Source organism: Bacillus sp. C1 (assembly GCF_054570475.1).
Window position 1 is genome coordinate 53,058 of the sequence record NZ_JBTMZT010000014.1, and the last position, 20,258, is coordinate 73,315.

The 20,258-nt window shown below is 35.8% G+C and carries 18 protein-coding genes; 13 read left to right on the plus strand and 5 right to left on the minus strand.

Annotated features, from left to right (window positions below; all coding sequences use genetic code 11):
* Nucleotides 1–15: 15 nt before the first annotated feature.
* Together nirD and nirB are read right to left on the minus strand one after the other, a co-directional pair.
* Nucleotides 16–333, minus strand: coding sequence for a nitrite reductase small subunit NirD (gene nirD, locus ACX5JI_RS23245; protein WP_459503372.1), 318 nt, complete (start codon nt 331–333; stop codon nt 16–18).
* Nucleotides 334–345: 12 nt separating this feature from the next.
* Nucleotides 346–2,751, minus strand: coding sequence for a nitrite reductase large subunit NirB (nirB, locus tag ACX5JI_RS23250; RefSeq protein ID WP_459503373.1), 2,406 nt, complete (start codon nt 2,749–2,751; stop codon nt 346–348).
* Between the two features lie 254 nt (nt 2,752–3,005).
* On the opposite strand from nirB, the gene ACX5JI_RS23255 reads away from it, so the two are divergent.
* The gene (locus ACX5JI_RS23255) at nt 3,006–3,377 is read left to right on the plus strand and encodes a YxeA family protein (protein WP_459503374.1); all 372 of its coding nucleotides are present in this window, start codon (nt 3,006–3,008) and stop codon (nt 3,375–3,377) included.
* 817 nt (nt 3,378–4,194) lie between these two features.
* Nucleotides 4,195–4,719 (plus strand): transglycosylase SLT domain-containing protein, encoded by a 525-nt coding sequence (locus tag ACX5JI_RS23260; protein WP_459503375.1) that lies wholly within the window; start codon nt 4,195–4,197, stop codon nt 4,717–4,719.
* 393 nt (nt 4,720–5,112) lie between these two features.
* On the opposite strand, the gene ACX5JI_RS23265 is transcribed toward ACX5JI_RS23260, so the two are convergent.
* Nucleotides 5,113–5,886 (minus strand): DUF4931 domain-containing protein, encoded by a 774-nt coding sequence (locus ACX5JI_RS23265; RefSeq protein ID WP_459503376.1) that lies wholly within the window; start codon nt 5,884–5,886, stop codon nt 5,113–5,115.
* Nucleotides 5,887–6,046: 160 nt separating this feature from the next.
* Complete coding sequence (locus ACX5JI_RS23270) at nt 6,047–6,175, minus strand: spore coat protein B (RefSeq protein ID WP_459503377.1); 129 nt, start codon at nt 6,173–6,175, stop codon at nt 6,047–6,049.
* 387 nt (nt 6,176–6,562) lie between these two features.
* Between ACX5JI_RS23270 and ACX5JI_RS23275 the strand changes: the two genes are divergently transcribed.
* The 7 genes from ACX5JI_RS23275 (at nt 6,563) to ACX5JI_RS23305 (ending at nt 14,123) form a co-directional block, all read left to right on the plus strand.
* Nucleotides 6,563–6,697, plus strand: coding sequence for an RAxF-45 family protein (locus ACX5JI_RS23275; RefSeq protein WP_459503378.1), 135 nt, complete (start codon nt 6,563–6,565; stop codon nt 6,695–6,697).
* 123 nt (nt 6,698–6,820) lie between these two features.
* Nucleotides 6,821–8,692 carry a ribosomal protection-like ABC-F family protein gene (abc-f, locus tag ACX5JI_RS23280; RefSeq protein ID WP_459503379.1) on the plus strand — a complete coding sequence of 624 codons (1,872 nt, stop codon included), beginning with the start codon at nt 6,821–6,823 and terminating at the stop codon, nt 8,690–8,692.
* 139 nt (nt 8,693–8,831) lie between these two features.
* The gene (locus tag ACX5JI_RS23285) at nt 8,832–10,025 is read left to right on the plus strand and encodes a sensor histidine kinase (RefSeq protein ID WP_459503380.1); all 1,194 of its coding nucleotides are present in this window, start codon (nt 8,832–8,834) and stop codon (nt 10,023–10,025) included.
* The gene (locus ACX5JI_RS23290; protein ID WP_459503381.1) at nt 10,022–10,684 is read left to right on the plus strand and encodes a response regulator; all 663 of its coding nucleotides are present in this window, start codon (nt 10,022–10,024) and stop codon (nt 10,682–10,684) included. The genes ACX5JI_RS23285 and ACX5JI_RS23290 overlap by 4 nt, the downstream gene beginning before the upstream one ends.
* Before the next feature lie 138 nt (nt 10,685–10,822).
* On the plus strand, nt 10,823–11,755 hold the full coding sequence (locus ACX5JI_RS23295) for an ABC transporter ATP-binding protein (RefSeq protein ID WP_459503382.1): 933 nt from the start codon (nt 10,823–10,825) through the stop codon (nt 11,753–11,755).
* A gap of 14 nt (nt 11,756–11,769) precedes the next feature.
* The gene (locus ACX5JI_RS23300) at nt 11,770–12,966 is read left to right on the plus strand and encodes an ABC transporter permease (protein WP_459503383.1); all 1,197 of its coding nucleotides are present in this window, start codon (nt 11,770–11,772) and stop codon (nt 12,964–12,966) included.
* An 11-nt stretch (nt 12,967–12,977) separates the two neighbouring features.
* Entirely contained in the window at nt 12,978–14,123 is a 1,146-nt protein-coding gene (locus ACX5JI_RS23305) for an ABC transporter permease (protein WP_459503384.1), read from the plus strand.
* 16 nt (nt 14,124–14,139) lie between these two features.
* Here ACX5JI_RS23305 and ACX5JI_RS23310 read toward each other — a convergent pair whose 3' ends face one another.
* Nucleotides 14,140–14,337 (minus strand): hypothetical protein, encoded by a 198-nt coding sequence (locus ACX5JI_RS23310; protein WP_459503385.1) that lies wholly within the window; start codon nt 14,335–14,337, stop codon nt 14,140–14,142.
* Nucleotides 14,338–14,565: 228 nt separating this feature from the next.
* Between ACX5JI_RS23310 and ACX5JI_RS23315 the strand changes: the two genes are divergently transcribed.
* The 4 genes from ACX5JI_RS23315 to opp4C all read left to right on the plus strand — a co-directional run bounded on the left by ACX5JI_RS23315 (nt 14,566) and on the right by opp4C (nt 20,255).
* On the plus strand, nt 14,566–16,266 hold the full coding sequence (locus ACX5JI_RS23315; protein ID WP_459503386.1) for an ABC transporter substrate-binding protein: 1,701 nt from the start codon (nt 14,566–14,568) through the stop codon (nt 16,264–16,266).
* A 261-nt stretch (nt 16,267–16,527) separates the two neighbouring features.
* Complete coding sequence (locus ACX5JI_RS23320; RefSeq protein ID WP_459503387.1) at nt 16,528–18,255, plus strand: ABC transporter substrate-binding protein; 1,728 nt, start codon at nt 16,528–16,530, stop codon at nt 18,253–18,255.
* 106 nt (nt 18,256–18,361) lie between these two features.
* On the plus strand, nt 18,362–19,318 hold the full coding sequence (locus ACX5JI_RS23325) for an ABC transporter permease (protein WP_459503388.1): 957 nt from the start codon (nt 18,362–18,364) through the stop codon (nt 19,316–19,318).
* Between the two features lie 13 nt (nt 19,319–19,331).
* Nucleotides 19,332–20,255 carry an oligopeptide ABC transporter permease gene (gene opp4C, locus ACX5JI_RS23330; RefSeq protein ID WP_459503389.1) on the plus strand — a complete coding sequence of 308 codons (924 nt, stop codon included), beginning with the start codon at nt 19,332–19,334 and terminating at the stop codon, nt 20,253–20,255.
* Nucleotides 20,256–20,258: the final 3 nt, after the last annotated feature.

Here is a 20,258-nt window from a genome sequence, read left to right on the forward strand (position 1 = left end):
GCTTCCTTATACAAACTACATGTATATATAAATATCACCATCAATAACTTTTACTTCATATGTTTGAATACAACCATCATCAGGTTTTTGAACTTCACCTGTTAGTAATGAAATTTTCCAATCATGCAAAGGACAGAAGACGAATTCTTCAGAAACAATTCCTTCTGCTAAAGGCCCATTTTTATGAGGACATCGATTTTCGACAGCGCGGATGTCGCCATTTGAAAGGTGAAATAAGGCGATAGACAAGTCTTTTATTTGCACTTCCTTACCGATTTGTACGGGAAGATCTTTGGCACGCATTATTTTTATTTTCTCTTTCGTTTGTAACATGTAGATCGCTCCTTACTTTACAGTTTCTACTTCATAAATGGCTTTTAGTGACCGGTTTTCTAGTGCTTGTCCCCAAGCTTCTTCATATGTGTTACGTGCTTTTTGGAAACGTTCATTTAGCATAGCGACCATTTGTTTATCTTGCAGTATTTCTTTTATGTGATCTAAGCCCATTCGTTCTACCCATGGAGCTGTTCGTTCACCATAAATACCAGTTTCACGGTAATGTTGTACATAAGCTGTGGCAATGCGAAGTACATTGTCTTCCGTAGGGACAATCATGACAAAATCAGCTTCGCGCACTTCCGTCCCACCGTTACCACCAATATAAAGTTGGAATCCATTTTCAACACAAACGACGCCAAAGTCTTTCGTTAATGCTTCCGCACAGTTACGTGGACAACCAGTAACACCCATTTTCATTTTGTGCGGTGTATCTACCATTTCTAACGACTGTTCAAGTAACATACCAAGACCTAATGAATCTTTTGTACCAAAACGGCAGAAGCGAGAGCCGACGCAGGATTTTACATTGCGAAGGGATTTTGAATAAGCATAACCTGAGGTCATGTCAAGATCAGCCCAAACTTTTGGTAAATCTTCTTTTTTAACGCCATATAAGCCGATTCGACTTGCACCTGTTATTTTTACGAGCGGTACATCGTATTTTTTCGCAACTTCGGCAATTGTCATTAAATCATCTGCAGTAGTAACACCGCCATACATACGAGGGATAACCGAAAATGTACCATCATGCTGAATATTACCGTTCATTCTTTCATTGACGAATCGGGATGCCTTATCATCTGCATATTCTTCTGGACTTGCCATACGTAAATAGTAATTTAGTGCAGGACGGCATTTTGAACAGCCATCTTCATGTGCGAAGCCAAGGACATTTCGTACTTCTTTTGGTGATTTTAAACCTTTCTTATGAATTGCTGTGACAACTTCATCACGTGATAAAGTTGTACATCCGCACATACCAACTGATTGTACAGATGCATCAAAGCTATCCCCGAGAGTACGAGATAAAATCTGCTCAACAATTGGACGACATTTCCCGCATGATCCCGCAGCTTTTGTACATCCTTTTACTTCTTCAAAAGTTGCTAAATCTTGCTCTAAAATGGCATGAACAATTGTCCCTTTTGTCACACCGTTACACCCGCAAACAGTGTCATCAGCACCCATGCTTGCAATATCAAGTCCACTTTCTTCACCAGCTTTGTGAAGTAGAGAGACTGGTGTGTACTCTTGTATATCTTCTCCCTTTTTCAACATACTAAAGAGCCGTGTGCCTTCAGTGGTGTCTCCGTATAAAACAATACCAACGACTTTATTGTCACGAATTAATACTTTTTTATAGGAACGTGTACACTCATTAAAGATTGAGATTGCTTTTGTTTTATCATCTTCATAAATTTGTCCGGCAGAGAATAAATCGCATCCTGCAACTTTAAGTTGTGTACCGACAAGACTCCCTGTATAGCCATCTGTTTGCGAGTTCGTTATATGTTTTGCTAGTATGGCACCTTGTTCGTATAAAGGGGCGACAAGACCATAAGCAATACCGTCATGTTCGGCACATTCACCAACTGCATAGATAGATTCATCGTCTGTTTGCATATAGTCATTTGTAACGATACCGCGATTTACAAGTAAATTAGCATCTTTAGCTAACTGTGTGTTTGGGCGTATCCCAACAGCCATTACAATTAAATCGCATTCTGCAACACTACCATCTTCAAATTGAATACCTTCAACACGGTCAGTGCCAAGAATTTTCACTGTTTTCTTTTCCATCAGAAACTTCATACCTTGTGCCTCTAAATCTTCACGCAGTAATGAAGCTGCTTTAGCATCAAGTTGTTGCTCCATTAAGTGTGGCATTAAATGAATGACATGTACGTCCATGCCAAGATCAATAAGTCCTCGTGCGGCTTCTAAACCAAGTAATCCACCGCCTATTACAACAGCTTTTTTATATTGCTTAGCAGCATCCATCATAAATTGTGTATCTTCAATTGTACGAAATCCTGTTACACCTGAAAGCTCTGAACCTTCAACAGGTAAGATAAAAGCACTAGACCCTGTTGCAACAATGAGCTTGTCGTACATAACAATACGGTTCTTTTCTGTAACAATGACGTGTTCCTCTCGATCAATATTTATGACTTTTTCATTTGTATACAATGTAATATCATTTTCTTCGTACCAACTGTATTCGTTCATAATGATATCTTGCATATTTGTTTTTCCTTGTAGGACGTGAGATAGCATAATACGATTGTAGTTTTGGTGAGGTTCATCGCCAAAAATGGTAATATCATAGAGGTTTGAATCTTGTTTTAAAATTTCTTCTATGCAGCGTATACCAGCCATACCATTCCCGATCATGACTAAACGTTTTTTCATATTCATTTCCCCTCTTAAATGTGAAATGTTTAACAAGCTTTCATACTCGTATTATAGAATATTTAGAAAATAGAGGGTGTGATGTTTATCACAGTTTTGGAGGGTTCACAAATTGTTAAAAATAGTATAAAATTTCATTCGAATTCTTACAAAAATGTAAGGGAAATGTAAGCGGAGTCACTGGCAGAATGGATTGTATCTCTTTAAAATAGTTAATAGAAAGATACACATATTGTGTAGAGGAGGTTACAACTTTGGGGCGGAAAAAAGTAAAAAAGCGAGTAATTACGATTGGAATTGTGATAGTAACTGCAATTCTACTGTTGTTACCAACACAGTTTGGTCCAGTAATTGATAAATATAATCCGTTTTACAAAACGAAAGAATACTATACGGTTGTAAATAGCATGGGCCAGCATATTGGTGATGATTGGTATGAATATGAGTTTGTTGCATACGATGAAAAAGGAAGAGAAAAGAAGATAAAGAAAACGGTAAAACATATGTTAAAACGAGATGAAGCAGTGAAAATTTTTGCAAAAGGACGTTATGGTGAGTCATTAGTTGAAATTGATCCTCAAAATATACCTGTGCAGGCGAGAAGTAAGCTTTTGGAGACTAGATAAAGTGAAATTTTAATCAGTGGGGTTTTTCTTCATCCCGGACGATTATTAGTCCTTACCAATCGGGCTATTACGGGCAGCCCGCAAATAGCAGGATGAAAAAAGTCACTACATGCTATAAAAATGAGCGCACTAGTAATGTGGTAGCCGACAGTGTTGTATAAATTAGAGCAACTAGGAGAATGGAAGGTAAGGGTAACTATTAAATGATAGTATAGAGGGTTTACGATTATGTTATTTATGGATTTTACTACAATATAAAAGAAAGCTTGAATATACAAATTTCTGTCTGAAATGATGCATATTTGAAAATCAACTAACGATTGAATAAGTCTCGTCTCTTTATGAGATGAGGCTATTTTTTAAACCTTACAACAATGTAAGGTTTTCGTAAGTTAATTCGATAGCTTGTTTGTCATATTTTTTGCATAATGAAGAGGATAAGAAATTAGGGAAGCACAAAGAAGGGAGAAAAATGGGATGCGAAAAGAAGAAGTAGTTAATTTTCAGGTGAAAGATTTCTGTAGCTACTTTATAGTAGCGGCCTTATGTATTGGATTTTTTGATATAATTACAAATTTAATTGTTAAATAATATAGATGAAAAAAACAAGAAGGTGATCCTTTCTTGTTTTTTATTACTCTTAATATGAGGGAGTATATTAAAAGAGATGTTTTACAATTCATTTTTCAGAAACTCAGTCTTAAGCATGATGCTAGGGTGAATAGTAGTTTGTTATGATTTAAGAGTAATAGAATGCAAGTGATTGTAAGAAAGGGCTGAAAGGGGACAAATTTCAGCAGAGAAAGAGGTAGAGGACGTGAAAAAGTTCTTTTTAGGATTTTTAGTTGTTCTTGGAATGTATATATATTTTCAAGGAAAGTCTGAAGGAATGATGAATCAAACAAATTATGTTAATTCAGAAGAAGCAAAACAAATGAAACAAATTATTACTGAAGAAGCGAAGAAAATAAATCTTCCAGAATGGATACCTCTTACAATTGCCGAGCACGAAAGTCGTTTGAATCCAAGAAGTGTTGGAGATAATGGCACTTCATTTGGACTTTTTCAATTACATCGGGGCGGTGGACTTGCTCCTGATCACTTAACGGATGAGCAGTTGAAAGACCCACGGACGAATGCTCAAATTGCTATGCCTTATTTAATGCAAGGATATAAAAGAGGTGTGGACAAAGGGCTGGCGGATTTTGAATTATTGAAATATGTAGCAAATACATCTGGATGGCCAGGTAATTTAGGGCCTGAGTGGACGGATAGTAACATGAAGTATAACGTTGGGTTAGAGGACGTGTATGCTCGAAATAAAGGGAAAATGAAAGAGTAGATGCGAAGCAACTACTCTTTCTAGGGCGTGGAGAAAGGGAAATACTACAAAATTATAAAAAGAAACATGGTAATTTGACACGGTGGGGTCGTATAAAGTGGTGAATGAAATTTTATCGACGATTTTTCAAATATATCAATCATTTCTCGCAATATATCGACGATTTTTTAAATATATCAGCGATTCGACAAAGGATATCGACTAACCAACAAAAAATGACAAAAAAACAGGAGCCACCTAGCTCCTGTTTCCTCTGTAAAAGCTTCATTTGTAAATAATTTCTCTGTTGCATACCTAAAAGAATGCTTCTCTTCTTGGAAGTGTAATTCGCCTACTGTAAAGTAATGAATATTTGGATATGATGTAAAGTGGCTTTTCATGTAAGAAAGTTCATCACTCTTCACTTTTTTGTATCACATATTGTTTCAGTTGTTCCTTTACATCTTCCAGTTTTGTAGAAACTTGGGGGACTTTATATCCGACATATAATGGTGAAACAACAAAACGAGGAACAACTTTACAAATAATTTTTTCCTGGAGATGGTAGAAGAATAAATTATAGCTACTACAACCTTTATGGAAGTCTGTTAGTATGTAACGTACGGTTTGCTGAATATAGTGTGCCATCATGTCGATTGATTTTATATCTTTAATAACAATGTTAAACTCAGTAAAACCGATAATTGGATGTGTAGAAATATTAAGTTCAATTTGTTCATCTCTTTGTACGATTACGCCATGAAAGTTTTTAGGCATTATGTTTTCCTTGTAGTCTACATATTTCATTCCGATAATTTGCATATGTGCATGGTGCAAACTTCCGCCTGAAAATGGGCCGTGATTTTTATATAAAATAACAGAAGTAAATTTGTTGCTATTTTCTAAAGCTAACCAATGTTGAATTGAAAAACGGATTAATTTTCGCATATGTTCTTCTGTATAAGTTGCGATGTGATCATCGCAATTATCCGTTTCGATAAGAACTGTTTGGAACGTATCTTTCAGTGTTGGAAATTTATTTTTTAACCAGATAATAGAGCCTTCGGTTTCTAAAATATCAGTAAGGTTTTCTCTATCGCAAAAAGGACAAGCGGTGTTTTTATTGCGAATACTTTCTGGTTTTTGTTTACTAATATCATTGAAAAAATAAAGTTGTTGTGTATCCATTCGTATATGCCCCTTTAAATATATGTGTGAACTGCCCGTTTACTGTATTCGTGAACAGGAAAGGGAAATCCTTTATAGTGAGAAGCGAGGCAGGGGCGGAAAGTTTTAATAGAAAGAACAAAAGACAAGGTATCCTAACTACATAAGGGTATCTTGTCTTTTATTTTTTCTGTAATAATGTGTATGGATAATATAGAGTGTTTTCATTTTGTTTCTTTTTTCTATTTTGTAATGTGTGTAAGACAAAAATTGTGCCTACAACTGTAAAAATGGCTTTCTTCATATTCATTTTCTCCTTTTTATTGTTCATTTAATTCTTGGCTAACTGCTTTTGCGTCAATTAAAGCGTGGAGAATCATTTTTACCATGTTCATCATGTTTCTTCCTCCTTTTATAGTTGGATTTGTTCTTTTACAACTGCTTGTCCATTTACTAACGTTTCGGATTGTATCCTCCTTTAATCTATCTCTTGCTTACACTTTTATTGTATAAAGAGGTACTGTTTCGTACTATCGCTTTCCATTACGTGAACATAACAGTTTTGTAAGTTTGGATGTTATTTTTTGAAATGTTTAGTCTATCTTCATTATTTTCAGAAAAATGACTATTCAAACGTTGAATTGGGGAATATAATAAAGAAGTAAGTATTAAATTCCGTATGAAGGGAGTGAATGAGATGAAACGTTCTTTAGCTGCGCGTGCAAAATTTTTAGATTTTATTTATTTTTGTCGTGCGATTTTTCATGATGTAGTTGTTAACGGGATACGTATGCCCTTTTTTAGCAATTGCATAGTAGCTATTGAACGATAGAAATCTCTTCACCCATTTTATAAAACGTGTGAAAAGGGAGCTATTTGGCTTCCTTTTTCTATGCTAAAACCATGGGGAAAGTTTCTTTTCTTATGGTTTTTTACGTTGAAAGGAGTACGGAAAATGACAATTTGTAGTGTAAATAATGTGACGAAATCTTTTGGTGGAAACATCATATTTGAAAATATATCGCTTGAAATAAAAACTGGCGAACGTATTGGATTAGTTGGCCGGAATGGTAGCGGGAAAACTACGATTTTTCAATTGTTAACAGGAATAGAGAATATAGATGTTGGTGCCATTCATATGAAGAAAGGAACACGTATCGGTCATGTAGCACAAATACCGAATTTTGTTGATGAAACAACTGTATATGACGTATTAAGCTCTGCGTTTACTAAAGAGAAAGAATTAGAAACAGAAATGCGTGAGTTAGAAAAATGTATGGCGGAGAAACAAGATTCAACTCGTTTAGAAAGGTTAATGGAGAAATACGGTATAGTGCAGGAGCAATTTGCATTTCTAGGTGGCTATGAAATAGAGGCAAGTATTATGAAGGTGGCAAATGGTTTGCAAATAATAGATCTATTTCCACGTAATTTTACAGAATTAAGTGGTGGAGAACGAACGAAGGTGAGCTTAGCTTATATGCTATTGCAAAAACCAGACTTACTTTTATTAGATGAACCGACAAATCATTTAGATTTATTTGCAGTAGAATGGCTTGAACAATTTTTGAAAGAGTATGCGGGAACAGCTGTTGTCATTTCGCATGATCGTTATTTTCTTGATGAAGTAGTAACGAAAATTTTGGATTTAGAAGATGGAGAACTTCACGTATACCATACAAATTACTCACAGTTTGTGAAAGAGAAGGAAGAACGGTTACTGCAAGAATTTCAGTCCTATCAAGAACAACAAAAGAAGATAAAGAAAATGAAAGAAGCAATTAAACGTTTAAGAGAATGGGCGAATCAAGCGAATCCTCCGAATGAAGGCTTGCATAAACGTGCTAGAAATATGGAACGCGCATTAGAACGGATGGAGAAGTTAAAGAAGCCAATTATAGAAAGAAAACAGATGGGACTTCAATTCGAGGGGCAAGAGAGAAGTGGAAAAGATGTTGTTGTAATGAAGGAAGTTAGTAAAGGTTTTGCTGACCGTTCTTTATTCCATGGTGCAAATTTACACGTTCGTTTTCAAGAGCATGCAGCTATTGTTGGTCGTAATGGTACAGGAAAAACAACGTTATTAAAGCTATTGTTAGGGGAAATGAAACCTGATGCCGGAGAGATTCGAATCGGTAGTGGTGTGAAAGTCGGTTATTTATCACAGCATGCACATGAAAGTCTACAGGTCAATGTACTGGAAGCTTTTCGTGAGTGTGTAGCTGTAACGGAGGGAGAAGCAAGGCACATATTAGCACGATTTTTATTTTACGGGCCAGCTGTTTTTAAAAAGGTCAATCAGCTTAGTGGAGGAGAGCGGATGAGGCTAAGGCTAGCTCAGCTTATGTATCAAGATATAAACTTCCTTGTATTAGATGAACCGACAAATCATCTTGATATCGAATCAAGAGAAGTGCTGGAAGAAGCACTTGAACACTATAATGGAACAATTCTTGCTGTTTCACATGACCGCTACTTTTTAAATAAGTTATTTGAAAAAACGTATTGGATTGATGAACACAAATTATTTGAGTTTGCAGGAAATTACGCTTGGGCACGTGAAAAATGGACAGAAAAAGTAGAAAGGGAAGAAGTAAAACAACAAGTCCCAAAAATAAAAGTAATGCCTGTAAAGAAGAAAGAAGTTACTAGTGTAGAAGAAATAGAAGCTCAGCTTATGCATATAGAAAAAGATATATATAGGCTAGAGTTCATGATGGAAGAAACGAGCGACATTGAAATCTTGGCACAGTTGCATAAAGAAAAAGAGGAAAAAGAACGATTACGAATGGAATTATATAATCAATTAGATAGTATGATGGAATAGATGAAAGAAAAACAAGCCATTTTCTCGGAATATGTGAAGGTGGCTTGTTTTTTATTCATACCTATTTAACTAAGAAGGAAATGGTATAATTTTCTTGTTGTTACAGAAAGTAATATTTCAAAAACAAGAGGAGACTTTTATGTTAGGATATGCACGTATTATTACGATTGTTATGATTTGCATGGTGTATATAAACCATGTTTCACGTGAAACAGTAGAGTTACAAATTTTTGTTTGGAGTGCATGTTTCATTTATGTTATAAATCATGTTGTACTTATACAACCACATCAGGGGAGATGGCGTGAATTTTATGTATTCCTCACAAACGGATTAGTTACAGCGTTACTAGGTTTTTTATTTCCTGAGACATGTTTGTATTTAATCATATTCGGGATTGATGCGGTAGGAGTATTTATTCATACGTGGCGAAAAGTAGTTATATATTTTTTTGTGAGTTTCTTCTTTTTATGTTGGTTTACTATTTTACTATATACGTATCAATATACCGGAAAGATAGAAGTGGATAATAATACGATTAATTTCATGTTTGTTGTCTTCAGTGCTTTAGCCGGGAACTTAATTAAAAAATTGACAATAGCTCGTCAAACTGTTGACGATCAATATGAAAAATTGACGTTATCACATAAAGCCTTAAAAGAAGCGCATGAACAATTACAGCTTTATGCAAAGGAAGTAGAAGAATTAACTATAGTTCGGGAGCGGAACGATATTGCTCGAGAAATTCATGATACGGTTGGTCATAATATGACAGCGTTACTTGTGCAATTACAGCTTGCTGAAGCTTTATGGAAGCAAAAATCGAATGATACAGAAGAAGTTTTACATACATGTCATGAATTAGCTAGGAAATCCCTTCAAGAAGTAAGGACTTCAGTGCGTGCGTTGAAGGAAGAAAAGGATTTAGGAAATATAGTAGAAAATATGAAGGGAATGCTAAATGATTTTTCAAGGACAACGAAAATACAAGTCACCTTTCATTTGCAAGGGGACCCAGTTATAATTCCGTTGTCGTTGCAACCTACTTTATTACGGATTATGCAAGAGTCATTAACGAATGCGAAACGTCATGGAAAAGCTAGTTTATGTGAAGTTAGACTTTCGTGTTTGAATGAAAAAATTATGCTATTTATCATGGATAATGGTGTTGGCATAAATGAGATGAGCCCTGGTTTTGGGTTAATGAATATGAAAGAACGCGTAGAGGAACATGGCGGAATGATTCGATTTGAGAGCGAAAAGGAAAAGGGATTTCGATTAAAGATTGAATTCCCGCTTCAGGAAAAGACGTGGGTAATAGGAGGAACGATATGATTCGGATTATGATTGTTGATGATCAGTCACTTATTCGGGATGGTTTAGCAGTGTTATTAAATTTACGTCCAGAACTTGAGGTGGTAGGAACAGCTAATGATGGGGATGAAGTAGTTCAAAGGGCTGAACAATTACAGCCGGAAATTATTTTGATGGATATTCGAATGCCAAGGGTAAGTGGTGTGGAAGGAACGCGTTTAATAAGAGAAAGATTTCCTAATATGAAGGTTCTTATGTTGACGACATTTAATGATAGTGAACTAATTTTTGAAGCATTAGAGCAAGGAGCGAGTGGTTATTTATTAAAAGACATGGAGACGGATGCAATTGTTCAGGCGATATTAACAGTTCATGGGGGCGGAGCTGTGCTTCCGCAAGATATAACAGTGCAAATTGTGAAGGAACTAAAAAGAACAAAAGTAGTGGAAATATCAGAGCAAAATCAGCCAAAGCAAATGGAACAATTAACAGAGCGTGAAATAGATGTATTAAGAGAAATAGGCTTTGGATTAAATAATAAAGAAATTGCTGAGAAATTGTTTATTACAGAGGGAACTGTAAAAAATCATGTTTCTAACTTAATTAGTAAGCTCGAGCTGAGGGATCGGACACAAGCAGCTATATATGCGGTGAGATATGGTGTTACAACATACACATGACTTTTGGCATAGAGAAAAATAAAAAAGCAGCAAATTATGCTGCTTTTTTATTTTGCATTTCTATCCTAAGGATGATGGAAGAAAGAGGGTGTTTTTTTACAATGAAACTGTAGATTAATGTAAAGGGGTTGAATCGGCATGTTAGTCGTAGATCATATTACAAAATCGTTTGGGAAGAAGGAAGTTGTAAAGAATGTTTCTTTTGAAGTGGGAAAAGGAGAAATATTTGGTTTGCTTGGTCCAAACGGTGCAGGAAAGTCGACGACGATATCAATGATTTGTGGGCTTATTTCATATGATGAGGGTGATATAAAAGTTGGAGGGCGATCTGTAAAAGAGTATCCATTGGATGCGAAAAGAAAAATTGGTATTGTCCCGCAAGATATTGCTTTATACCCTACACTCTCAGCGAAAGAAAATTTAATTTTTTGGGGGAAAATGTATGGTTTAAGCGGAGCTATTGCAAAGAAACGAGCAGATGAGGTATTAGCATATGTTGGTTTACAAGAGCGTGCGAAAGATAAAATTGAAACATTCTCAGGTGGAATGAAACGCCGAATTAACATTGGTGCGGCACTTATGCACGAACCAGAGTTATTAATTATGGATGAGCCGACAGTTGGGATTGATCCACAATCACGGAATCATATTTTAGAGACGATAAAAGGGTTAAATGAGAAAGGCATGACGGTTATTTATACGAGTCATTACATGGAAGAAGTGGAGTATTTATGTGAACGAATCGCCATTGTTGATCAAGGGAAGGTCATTGCATTAGGAACAAAATCAGAATTGTGCAATCGTCTTGCTGATGGCTTTATGGTGAAGTTACAACTGAATCGTTATAGCCAGGAGTTACTACAGAAAGTAAAAGAAATTCCCACTGTAGAACGAATTATCATTGATGAAGATACGAATACACTCGATATTGGACTGAAGACTGGAGAAGCTGTCGGTACGGTTGTTTCAATTGTAGTAGAAAATCATGTGCAAATTTTAAAGCTTGAAGTACAAGAGCCAAATTTAGAAGCTCTCTTTTTACAGTTGACAGGGCGTTCACTTCGTGATTAAGGAGGCAAAAAAACATGAAAAGTTTTATCATCGCATGGAAAGACTTAAAAATTCGTTTAATAGATCGGCGTGGATTTATGATGATGTTACTTATGCCACTTCTATTAACAGTTATTTTAGGATCAGCGCTAAGCAACATATTTAATAGCGGAGGGTTACCTAAAATGGTAATTGGTTATTATCAAGAAGGAACAGACGAGTTTGCAAATGTATTTCAAAAAGATGTATTGCAATCAAAGGAAATAAAAGATGATATAAAAGTAGAGGTAGTAACCTCGCAAAAGGTGTTAGAGGATATGGTAAAAGAGCAGCAAATTGATGTTGGAATTATGATTCCAGATAGGTGGAGTGAACATGTACAGGATGGAAAATTACAAGAGCCAAAACTGTTTACAGATCCATCAAAAGATATACAAGCAAAAATTGCTGAGTCGCTTATTCGTTCCTTCTCAGAGCGTGTGCAAACAGTGGCCGTTTCTACTAAGACTGTCGCAGCAGACTTAGCAAAGGCACAGCCAGGAAATATAGAACAGGTTGCAAAAGAGGTAAGTGGTAATTTACAAGTAGTGGCGGCTTCGAATACGGATGGAATTGAAAAAGGAACAATCGGTAAAAAAACAGTGGCTGCGATGCAATATTATGCTGCAGCAATGTTAGTGATGTTTTTATTATTCAACATAACAATAGGGGCAAAATCTATTGTAACAGAGCAACGAACTGAGACATTAGCACGGCTATTAAGTACACCTACAAGCTCATTTGCCATTTTATTAGGTAAATTCTTTGGTACATTATTATTCGCTTGTATTCAATTTGGGGTATTTGTAGTTGCTACTCACTATGCATTGCATGTGAATTGGGGCGGGGATATTTCGCAAATTGTAGTAGTAGGAATTGCTTATGCAATTTGTGTTTCTGGTTTATCTATGCTCATGGCGGCATTTATCCGTGAAGAAAAAACGGCGGATGTAATGGGGGGAATCGGAATTCAGTTGTTAGCTATACTAGGAGGATCAATGTTACCAATCTATGCATTTCCAGATACATTGCAAAAACTTGCTAATATTGCCCCGAATAAATGGGCGCTGACAAGTTTTTTAAACATTATGTCGGGTACATCATGGTATGCATTACTTCCGATTATCTTAAGTTTGTCTAGTGCGGGTATTGTTTCCGTTATTATCGGAACTTTTCGCTTACGCACGAGATAGGAGGAGAAATAATGAAAAAAGTTTGGGCGCTTTGTTGGTTGGAATTAAAACAAATTTTAATTAAGCCACGAAGTTATATACTCATGTTCGGAATGCCGATTATTTTTACACTCATTTTTGGTGGACTTTTAGGCGAGAGTGGAAATGAGAAAGTAAATATTAGTTTAGTAGATCAAGATGGATCTACATTATCCAACTCCTACTATAAAGAAATAAAGAAAAGTGATTTAATTTCGATAGAGAAGGTAACGTATGAAGAAGCGGAACAGAAAATTGAAAGTAAGAAGTTCTCGGGTGTTGTGATAATACCAAAAGACTTTCAAAAGAGTATGACAGCAGGAAAGGTAGAGAAGATTACGTTCCAATCAAGCGCTGATTTTACAGGAGGATCACCTGTAGAACAAGTATTACAAAGTGCAATAAAAAAGATGGAAATAGAAGTAGCGGCAGCACGGAATTTGGAGAAACATGGAGGGATGACTTGGGAGGAGACGTATGAAACGATTCATACAAAGGGAGAACCAGTCCCACTTCAAAAGGAATCCATTGTACTAAAGGAGAAAAAGTTGAATAACGTAACAGGGCGGGCTGCCGGATTTTCCATCCTTTTTGTAATGATTGTGATGTTAAGTGCGACAGGAACAATTTTAAATACAAGACAAATTGGTGTGTGGTATCGCTTATTAGGAACGCCTACTGCAAAGGCACAAATACTTTTGGGATATATACTTTCTTTCTTTTTAATTGGCTGGATTCAATTTGGCACTTTAATGGTATTAACAAATGTTCTATTCGATGTACAGTGGGGAAATTTATTAGGGACAATCATACTTGTCTCAGTGTTATTACTAGCGGTCATTGGTTTAGCTCTATTACTAGCAGGTATTGTAAAGACAACGGAGCAACAATCAGCTTTAGGTAATATTGTAGTCGTTTCAACTTGTATGGTTGGTGGGCTGTATTGGCCTATTGAAATTGAGCCGGAATGGATGCAAAAGGTAGCAAATTTTGTCCCACAAACTTGGGCAATGCGCGGGTTTACAGAATTAATTGCAAGAGGAGGTACATTGGCAGATATAGCAGGATATGTAGGTATACTCATGTTATTTGCTGTTGTATTCTTCGTAATTGGTTTAACAAAAATACGTTATGATTGAAAAAAGAAAGCAGAGTTTACGGCCTCGACCGCTGAACTCTGCTTTCCTCTTGTGTACCGCTTTCCCCTATAGAAATAACAATCGCAATGCCGAACATAAAGATAAATGCTAAAAAGAGGACGAACTTTGGAAAGAACGGAAATAGTAGCAACGCCCCGACTATCATGAATGTCAAAACAACATAGTGCAAGACATATTGGAATAGTTTGTCCATATTTTCGCCCCCTTTTTGGTAATTTTTTATTATTCTATGCTTATCTATGGAATAATAGACTGATTTTTAAATAGTTTATTCGGTTTGTATATAAGGATTGACAGAATAAGGATAATGGAATAATCTTGGATTTAATTCATACTATTTTTATAGGAAAAGTGAAAATGGTATAAGGAAGGGGGGGTAGTTCGTTATATAGTTAGAAAATATGAGATAAGGGTGAAGAGTATGAAGAAGGTATTTTCTGGCTTACTTGCTACATTTTTAAGTACGTCTGTACTACTTGCAGGATGTGGTCAAGAAGAAGCGAGTACGAATGAGAAAGTAACTGTTTCAAAAGTAAAAGATGAATTTATTCAAGCAAGTGACGAATCAAAAAATCCAGCAAAAGCGAAAGAAAGAAAAGATACCTTTGTCATGGGAATGCCGAGTCCAGGCGGGATATTTCTTCCGCACTTTATGGAAAATGGTTGGGATGGAAATATAACACAACTCATTTTTTCTCCACTTGTTGGATTAGATAAGGAAGGGAAGCCAATCCCGATTTTAGCAAAAAGTTGGGATGTTTCTGCTGATCAGCTCACATATACATTTCAATTAAGAGATGATGCCAAGTTTAGTGATGGTTCCTCAGTAACGGCAGATGATGTGGCGTTTACATTAACTCTTTTACATGATCCAACGTATAGTGGAGCTACCGATATAAGTCAAACTGCTATTAAAGGTGGGCAAGCATATAAAGAGGGGAAATCCAGTACAATTGAAGGTATTCAAATCGTCGATCCGAAAACGATTAAAATTACGACGGAAAAGGTAAATGCGCAAACATTGGCTCTTATAGGTGGGGAGGTTATATCAAAAGCCTATTATGGAAAAGAGTATAAACAAGGCCAGTTAGACTCTTTAAAAGAGTTATATGGGAAACCGATGGGAGCAGGTGCTTATAAATTAGATAAGTATATTCCAGGACAAGAAGTTCGTTTTGTAGCGAATGAAAATTATTTTGAAGGAAAACCGAAGATTGAGCATTTCATTTATAAAATTACGAAAGGTGATACGAAATTACAACAGTTTCAAACAGGTGAAGTAGATTATGATGGTTTTCAGGCAAATGCGGAAACAGTAGAGCAACTAAAAGGATTAGGATTTGCAAATATCAATGTATATACGGGAAGTTCTTACGGATATATTAAAATGAATTATAGAAAAACATATTTTAAAGATAAGCGTGTTCGTCAAGCCTTCATTTATGGGTTAGAACGTCAAAAGGTGATTGACACATATTTCCAAGGGTACGCTTCACTCGTTAATACACCGATTACTCCTGTTTCTTGGGCTTATACAGAAGAAGGCATTAATAAGTATGAGTACAACTTAAATAAGGCAAAAAAATTGCTTGATGAAGCTGGTTGGAAAGAAGGAGCAAATGGGATTCGCGAAAAAGATGGTCAAAAATTGAAAATAAGTTACTTTTCTGCTCCAGACAGTAAAATGAATGATGTTTTGATACCAATTATGAAAGAAGACTATAAAAAAATGGGTGTGGATTTTAACCCAGAATATATGGACTTTAATACGATGATTGCAAAGGTTATTAAAGGAGAGTATGACTTAGCGATGGTATCTACTCCGATGATTGATGACCCAAGTGGCACAATTGAAGAGTTCGTTTCAACTAGTAAACGGAATTATGATGGATATCATAATCCAAAGATAGATGAATTAGCAACACAAGCATTACAAACGTTAGATATTGAAAAAAGAAAAGAAATTTATAAGAAATTGTATCAAGAACTGAGCGAAGATCCTCCTGTTATTTTCTTAAATAATAGCAAAGAAGTTTCTGCTCATAATGCAAGAATACAAGAATTACAGGAAGATAATTATAATGGGATTTTGTTAAGTTTGCCAAAATTAAAGATTAAGTAAATGAATGATTAAAATATTCTAAAAACTAGCATGAAAATAATTGACAAAATATAACTGGCGATATAAGCTAATAACAATAAAGTCTACCGGAAAGGTCGGAATAATATTGTTACCCCCTCACAAACATCTCTTTTTTTATATTTAAAACCGACTTTTCCGATGGATTATAAAGTGTGTTTTGGGGAAACATACATGGAGGCAATAAGAAAGATAGGTTTATCAAGGGTGGAGAATATTTTAAAGAAAGCAAAGGTGGGGACAATGAAGAAAAAGACAAAGAAATGGGCTGGTGTATTTTCGGTATTACTAAGTAGTTCGCTTGTGTTGTCAGCTTGTGGGGGAGAAGAAGAAAAGGCTTCAACAGAACCTGTTAAGCAACAGGATTTGAAGAATGTGAAGGTTGAAAAAATTGTGGCTACAGATAAGACAAAGATTCCAGATAAGGCAAAAAATCGAAAAGATACATTTATTTCTGGCATTTCCAAACCAGGCGGTGTTTTTTTACCTTATTTCCAAGACAATGGTTGGGATGGCAACGTAACATCTGTTATTTTTGCTCCGCTTGTTAGAACAGATAAGCAAGGCAAACCAGAACCAGTTCTTGCGGAGAAATGGGATGTTTCTTCAGACCAACTAACATATACATTCCACTTACGTAAAGGTTTGAAATTTAGTGATGGATCTCCACTAACAGCAGATGATGTAGCATTTACATTAACACTTCTACATGATAAAGCGTATGAAGGTGGGGATGATGTTTTACAATATGCAATTAAAGGCGGACAGGATTATAAAGATGGAAAAGCAACTTCAATTGAAGGAATTAAAATAGTAGATCCACAAACAATCCAAATTACAACAGAGAAAGCAAACGCACAAGCATTAGTAGGATTAGGGAGAGAAGTACTTTCTAAGGCTTATTATGGGAAAGATTATAAGCAAAATACAAGTTTAGATTATTTGAAAGAGTTATACGGCAAACCACTCGCTGCTGGTCCTTATAAATTTGAAAAATATGTTCCTGGGCAAGAAGTCCGTTTCGTAGCAAATGAACATTATTATGCAGGAGAACCAAAAATTAAAAACTTTATTTATAAAATTACGTCAGCAGATACGAAATTTCAGTTATTCCAAACAGGTGAGGTAGATTATACAGGGGTTGGAACAGGTGATGAAATATTAGAACAAGTAAAGGGTTTAGGATTTGCAAATATTGAAATCGAAACAGCATCTTCATTCTCTTATATAAGAATGAATAGTAAAAAACCATATTTACAAGATAAAAAAGTACGCCAAGCACTTATTTATGGATTAGATCGTAAAAAATATGTTGATACCGCATTGAAAGGTTATGGCACTGTAGCGAATGTACCAATTCACCCAACTTCTTGGGCATATACAGACGAAGGGATTAATAAGTACGAATATAACTTGGAAAAAGCGAAAAAATTACTGGATGAAGCGGGTTGGAAAGCTGGCTCGGATGGAATTCGTGAAAAGGATGGTCAAAAACTAAAGTTAACGTATTATGGTTCAAGTTCAGCAAAAGAGGGAGACTTATTTATTCCGATTGCCAAAGAGAACTATAAAGAATTAGGCGTTGAATTCAATCCGGAATTCATGGACTTCAACACAATGCTTTCCAAAGTGAATAAAGGTGACTATGACTTAGCTAGCGTTTCAACACCAATTACGGCGGATCCAAGTGAAACAGTTGGCGGCTATTCCTCTGAAGGTGAAGGAAATAGCTTAGGGTACAAAAATAAAAAAGTTGATGAATTAATTAAAAAAGGAATTGAAACAGTTGATCTTGAAAAACGTAAACCGATTTATAAAGAATTGTATAAAGAATTAAGTGATGATCCCCCTGTTATTCTATTAAACTATCGTAAAGTCATTACAGCTTATAACGCAAATATAAAAGGTATTGACCCTGAAAAGTACGATGGAATTAGTACAAACTTACCGGTATTATCGATTGAAAAATAATGATAAGGCAGTATAAATAGAAGACATTTTTTCATTGGGCAAGTAGAAAAGCCGCTTTGAAAAAATGTTTTCTATTTTAAGTACATAAGATTGGGGGAAACAAAAGGTGAAAACATATATCATTCGTAGGCTGTTACAGATGATTCCTACATTGTTTGGTACATCAGTGATTATCTTTTTCTTATTCGCGCTCCTTCCAGGTGATTATATTGATTCAAATCCAAAGATCACACCGGAAAGAGCAGAAGAACTTAGGGAACTATATGGATTGAATAAACCGATTGTTGAGCGATACTTTCATTGGTTAGGTAATGCATTGCATGGAGATTTTGGGTTTTCATTACAATATCAAGAGCCGGTAACTTCACTTCTTAATAAATTTATTTGGAATTCTTTTATTGTTGCAGTTATCGCGCTGTTTTTTATTTGGTTTATTGCCCTTATCATTGGTGTGTTTTCGGCGACGAAGCAACATTCTTTATTCGATAAGCTTGTTACCGTTGGTGTCTTTGCAGCGATGTCATTTCCATCGTTCTTTATCGGACTATTTTTAATTAAAATCTTTGCTGTTGATTTTCATTTATTACCGATAGGTGGAATGATTGATGTCGGCAGTAATTCAACAGGATTTCCATATGTATTGGAAGTGCTTAAACATATGATTTTGCCAGTATTCATTTTGACGCTTCTTGGTGTAGGTTCACTAACGCGTTATTTTAGAACGAGCATGCTTGAGGTTGTAAGACAAGATTACATTCGAACAGCTCGTGCAAAAGGTTTGAAGGAAAAGGCTGTCATTTATAAGCACGCATTAAAAAATGCTATTTTACCAGCTATTACATTACTTGCTTTTGAATTACCGGGCCTATTCTCTGGAGCTATTATTATTGAGCAAATTTTTAATTGGCCAGGGATCGGGAGTATTCAATTAGAGGCATTAAATTTCCGTGATTATACAGTATTAATGGGATTTACGATGTTTCTTTCCGGTTTAACAATTTTTTCGAATTTTTTAGCGGATATTGTATACGCCGTTGTTGATCCGCGTATTCGGTTGAAGTAAGGGGGGAGAAGAGATGGAAACTGTTACGGCAATAACAGAGAACAAGATAAAGAAGAAAAAAAGGAATGAATCATCACCGTGGCGACAAGCTTATAAAAAAATAAAGAAAAATAAAATGGCATTGGTAGGTTTTTACGCATTAATTTTTATGTTTTTATTTTGTTTCATTGGGCCGTTTTTATCACCATATGCATCAGGGAAAATACAAGTTACGCTTATCAATAAACCGCCTAGTTTCTCTCATTGGCTTGGTACAGATCAATTAGGAAGAGACGTTTTAACGAGACTGATGCAGGCGGGCCGAATTTCATTAACAATCGGTTTAGCATCTATGGTGTTATCTGTCATACTTGGCGCATTACTAGGAGCTATTTCAGGATTTTATCGTGGTATTGTCGACAATATTATTATGCGTCTTGCTGATATTTTAATGTCGATGCCGGGATTACCATTACTTATTATTATGGGAGCTATCTTATCAGAGTGGAAAATCCCCTCTGAATATCGTCTTTACGTAATTATGATTATTTTAAGCTTAGTAGGTTGGCCGGGGCTTGCTCGTCTTGTAAGAGGACAAATTTTATCGCTTCGGGAACAAGCGTTTATGCAGGCTGCTGATGTTTTGGGGCTGAAGGATTATCGTAAGATTATCTATCATTTAATTCCCAATGTATTGCCCTTATTAATTGTTGTCTCAACTTTAGGTGTTGCAGGTTCCATTTTAGGTGAATCCGCATTAAGCTATTTAGGTCTCGGAGTTGTTCCCCCTACACCATCATGGGGAAATATGATTAATGCGGCAAACTCATTAATCGATTTCCAAAAGCGCCCATGGTTATGGATTCCACCTGGTTTTGCGATTTTTATAACAGTTGTCTCAATTAATTTACTTGGTGATGCACTTCGTGATGCATTGGATCCAAAGATGAAGCGGTAGGTG

Bases quoted from the DNA above. Each gene is read 5' to 3' on its own strand.
- ACX5JI_RS23275 (WP_459503378.1), top strand. From the start codon at position 6,563: ATGAAACGTTCTTTAGCTGCGCGTGCAAAATTTTTAGATTTTATTTAT.
- nirB (WP_459503373.1), bottom strand. From the start codon at position 2,751: ATGAAAAAACGTTTAGTCATGATCGGGAATGGTATGGCTGGTATACGC.
- ACX5JI_RS23300 (WP_459503383.1), top strand. From the start codon at position 11,770: ATGAAAAGTTTTATCATCGCATGGAAAGACTTAAAAATTCGTTTAATA.
- ACX5JI_RS23310 (WP_459503385.1), bottom strand. From the start codon at position 14,337: ATGGACAAACTATTCCAATATGTCTTGCACTATGTTGTTTTGACATTC.
- opp4C (WP_459503389.1), top strand. From the start codon at position 19,332: ATGGAAACTGTTACGGCAATAACAGAGAACAAGATAAAGAAGAAAAAA.
- ACX5JI_RS23305 (WP_459503384.1), top strand. From the start codon at position 12,978: ATGAAAAAAGTTTGGGCGCTTTGTTGGTTGGAATTAAAACAAATTTTA.
- abc-f (WP_459503379.1), top strand. From the start codon at position 6,821: ATGACAATTTGTAGTGTAAATAATGTGACGAAATCTTTTGGTGGAAAC.
- ACX5JI_RS23315 (WP_459503386.1), top strand. From the start codon at position 14,566: ATGAAGAAGGTATTTTCTGGCTTACTTGCTACATTTTTAAGTACGTCT.
- nirD (WP_459503372.1), bottom strand. From the start codon at position 333: ATGTTACAAACGAAAGAGAAAATAAAAATAATGCGTGCCAAAGATCTT.
- ACX5JI_RS23270 (WP_459503377.1), bottom strand. From the start codon at position 6,175: ATGAATATGAAGAAAGCCATTTTTACAGTTGTAGGCACAATTTTTGTC.
- ACX5JI_RS23290 (WP_459503381.1), top strand. From the start codon at position 10,022: ATGATTCGGATTATGATTGTTGATGATCAGTCACTTATTCGGGATGGT.
- ACX5JI_RS23285 (WP_459503380.1), top strand. From the start codon at position 8,832: ATGTTAGGATATGCACGTATTATTACGATTGTTATGATTTGCATGGTG.
- ACX5JI_RS23320 (WP_459503387.1), top strand. From the start codon at position 16,528: ATGAAGAAAAAGACAAAGAAATGGGCTGGTGTATTTTCGGTATTACTA.
- ACX5JI_RS23265 (WP_459503376.1), bottom strand. From the start codon at position 5,886: ATGGATACACAACAACTTTATTTTTTCAATGATATTAGTAAACAAAAA.
- ACX5JI_RS23295 (WP_459503382.1), top strand. From the start codon at position 10,823: ATGTTAGTCGTAGATCATATTACAAAATCGTTTGGGAAGAAGGAAGTT.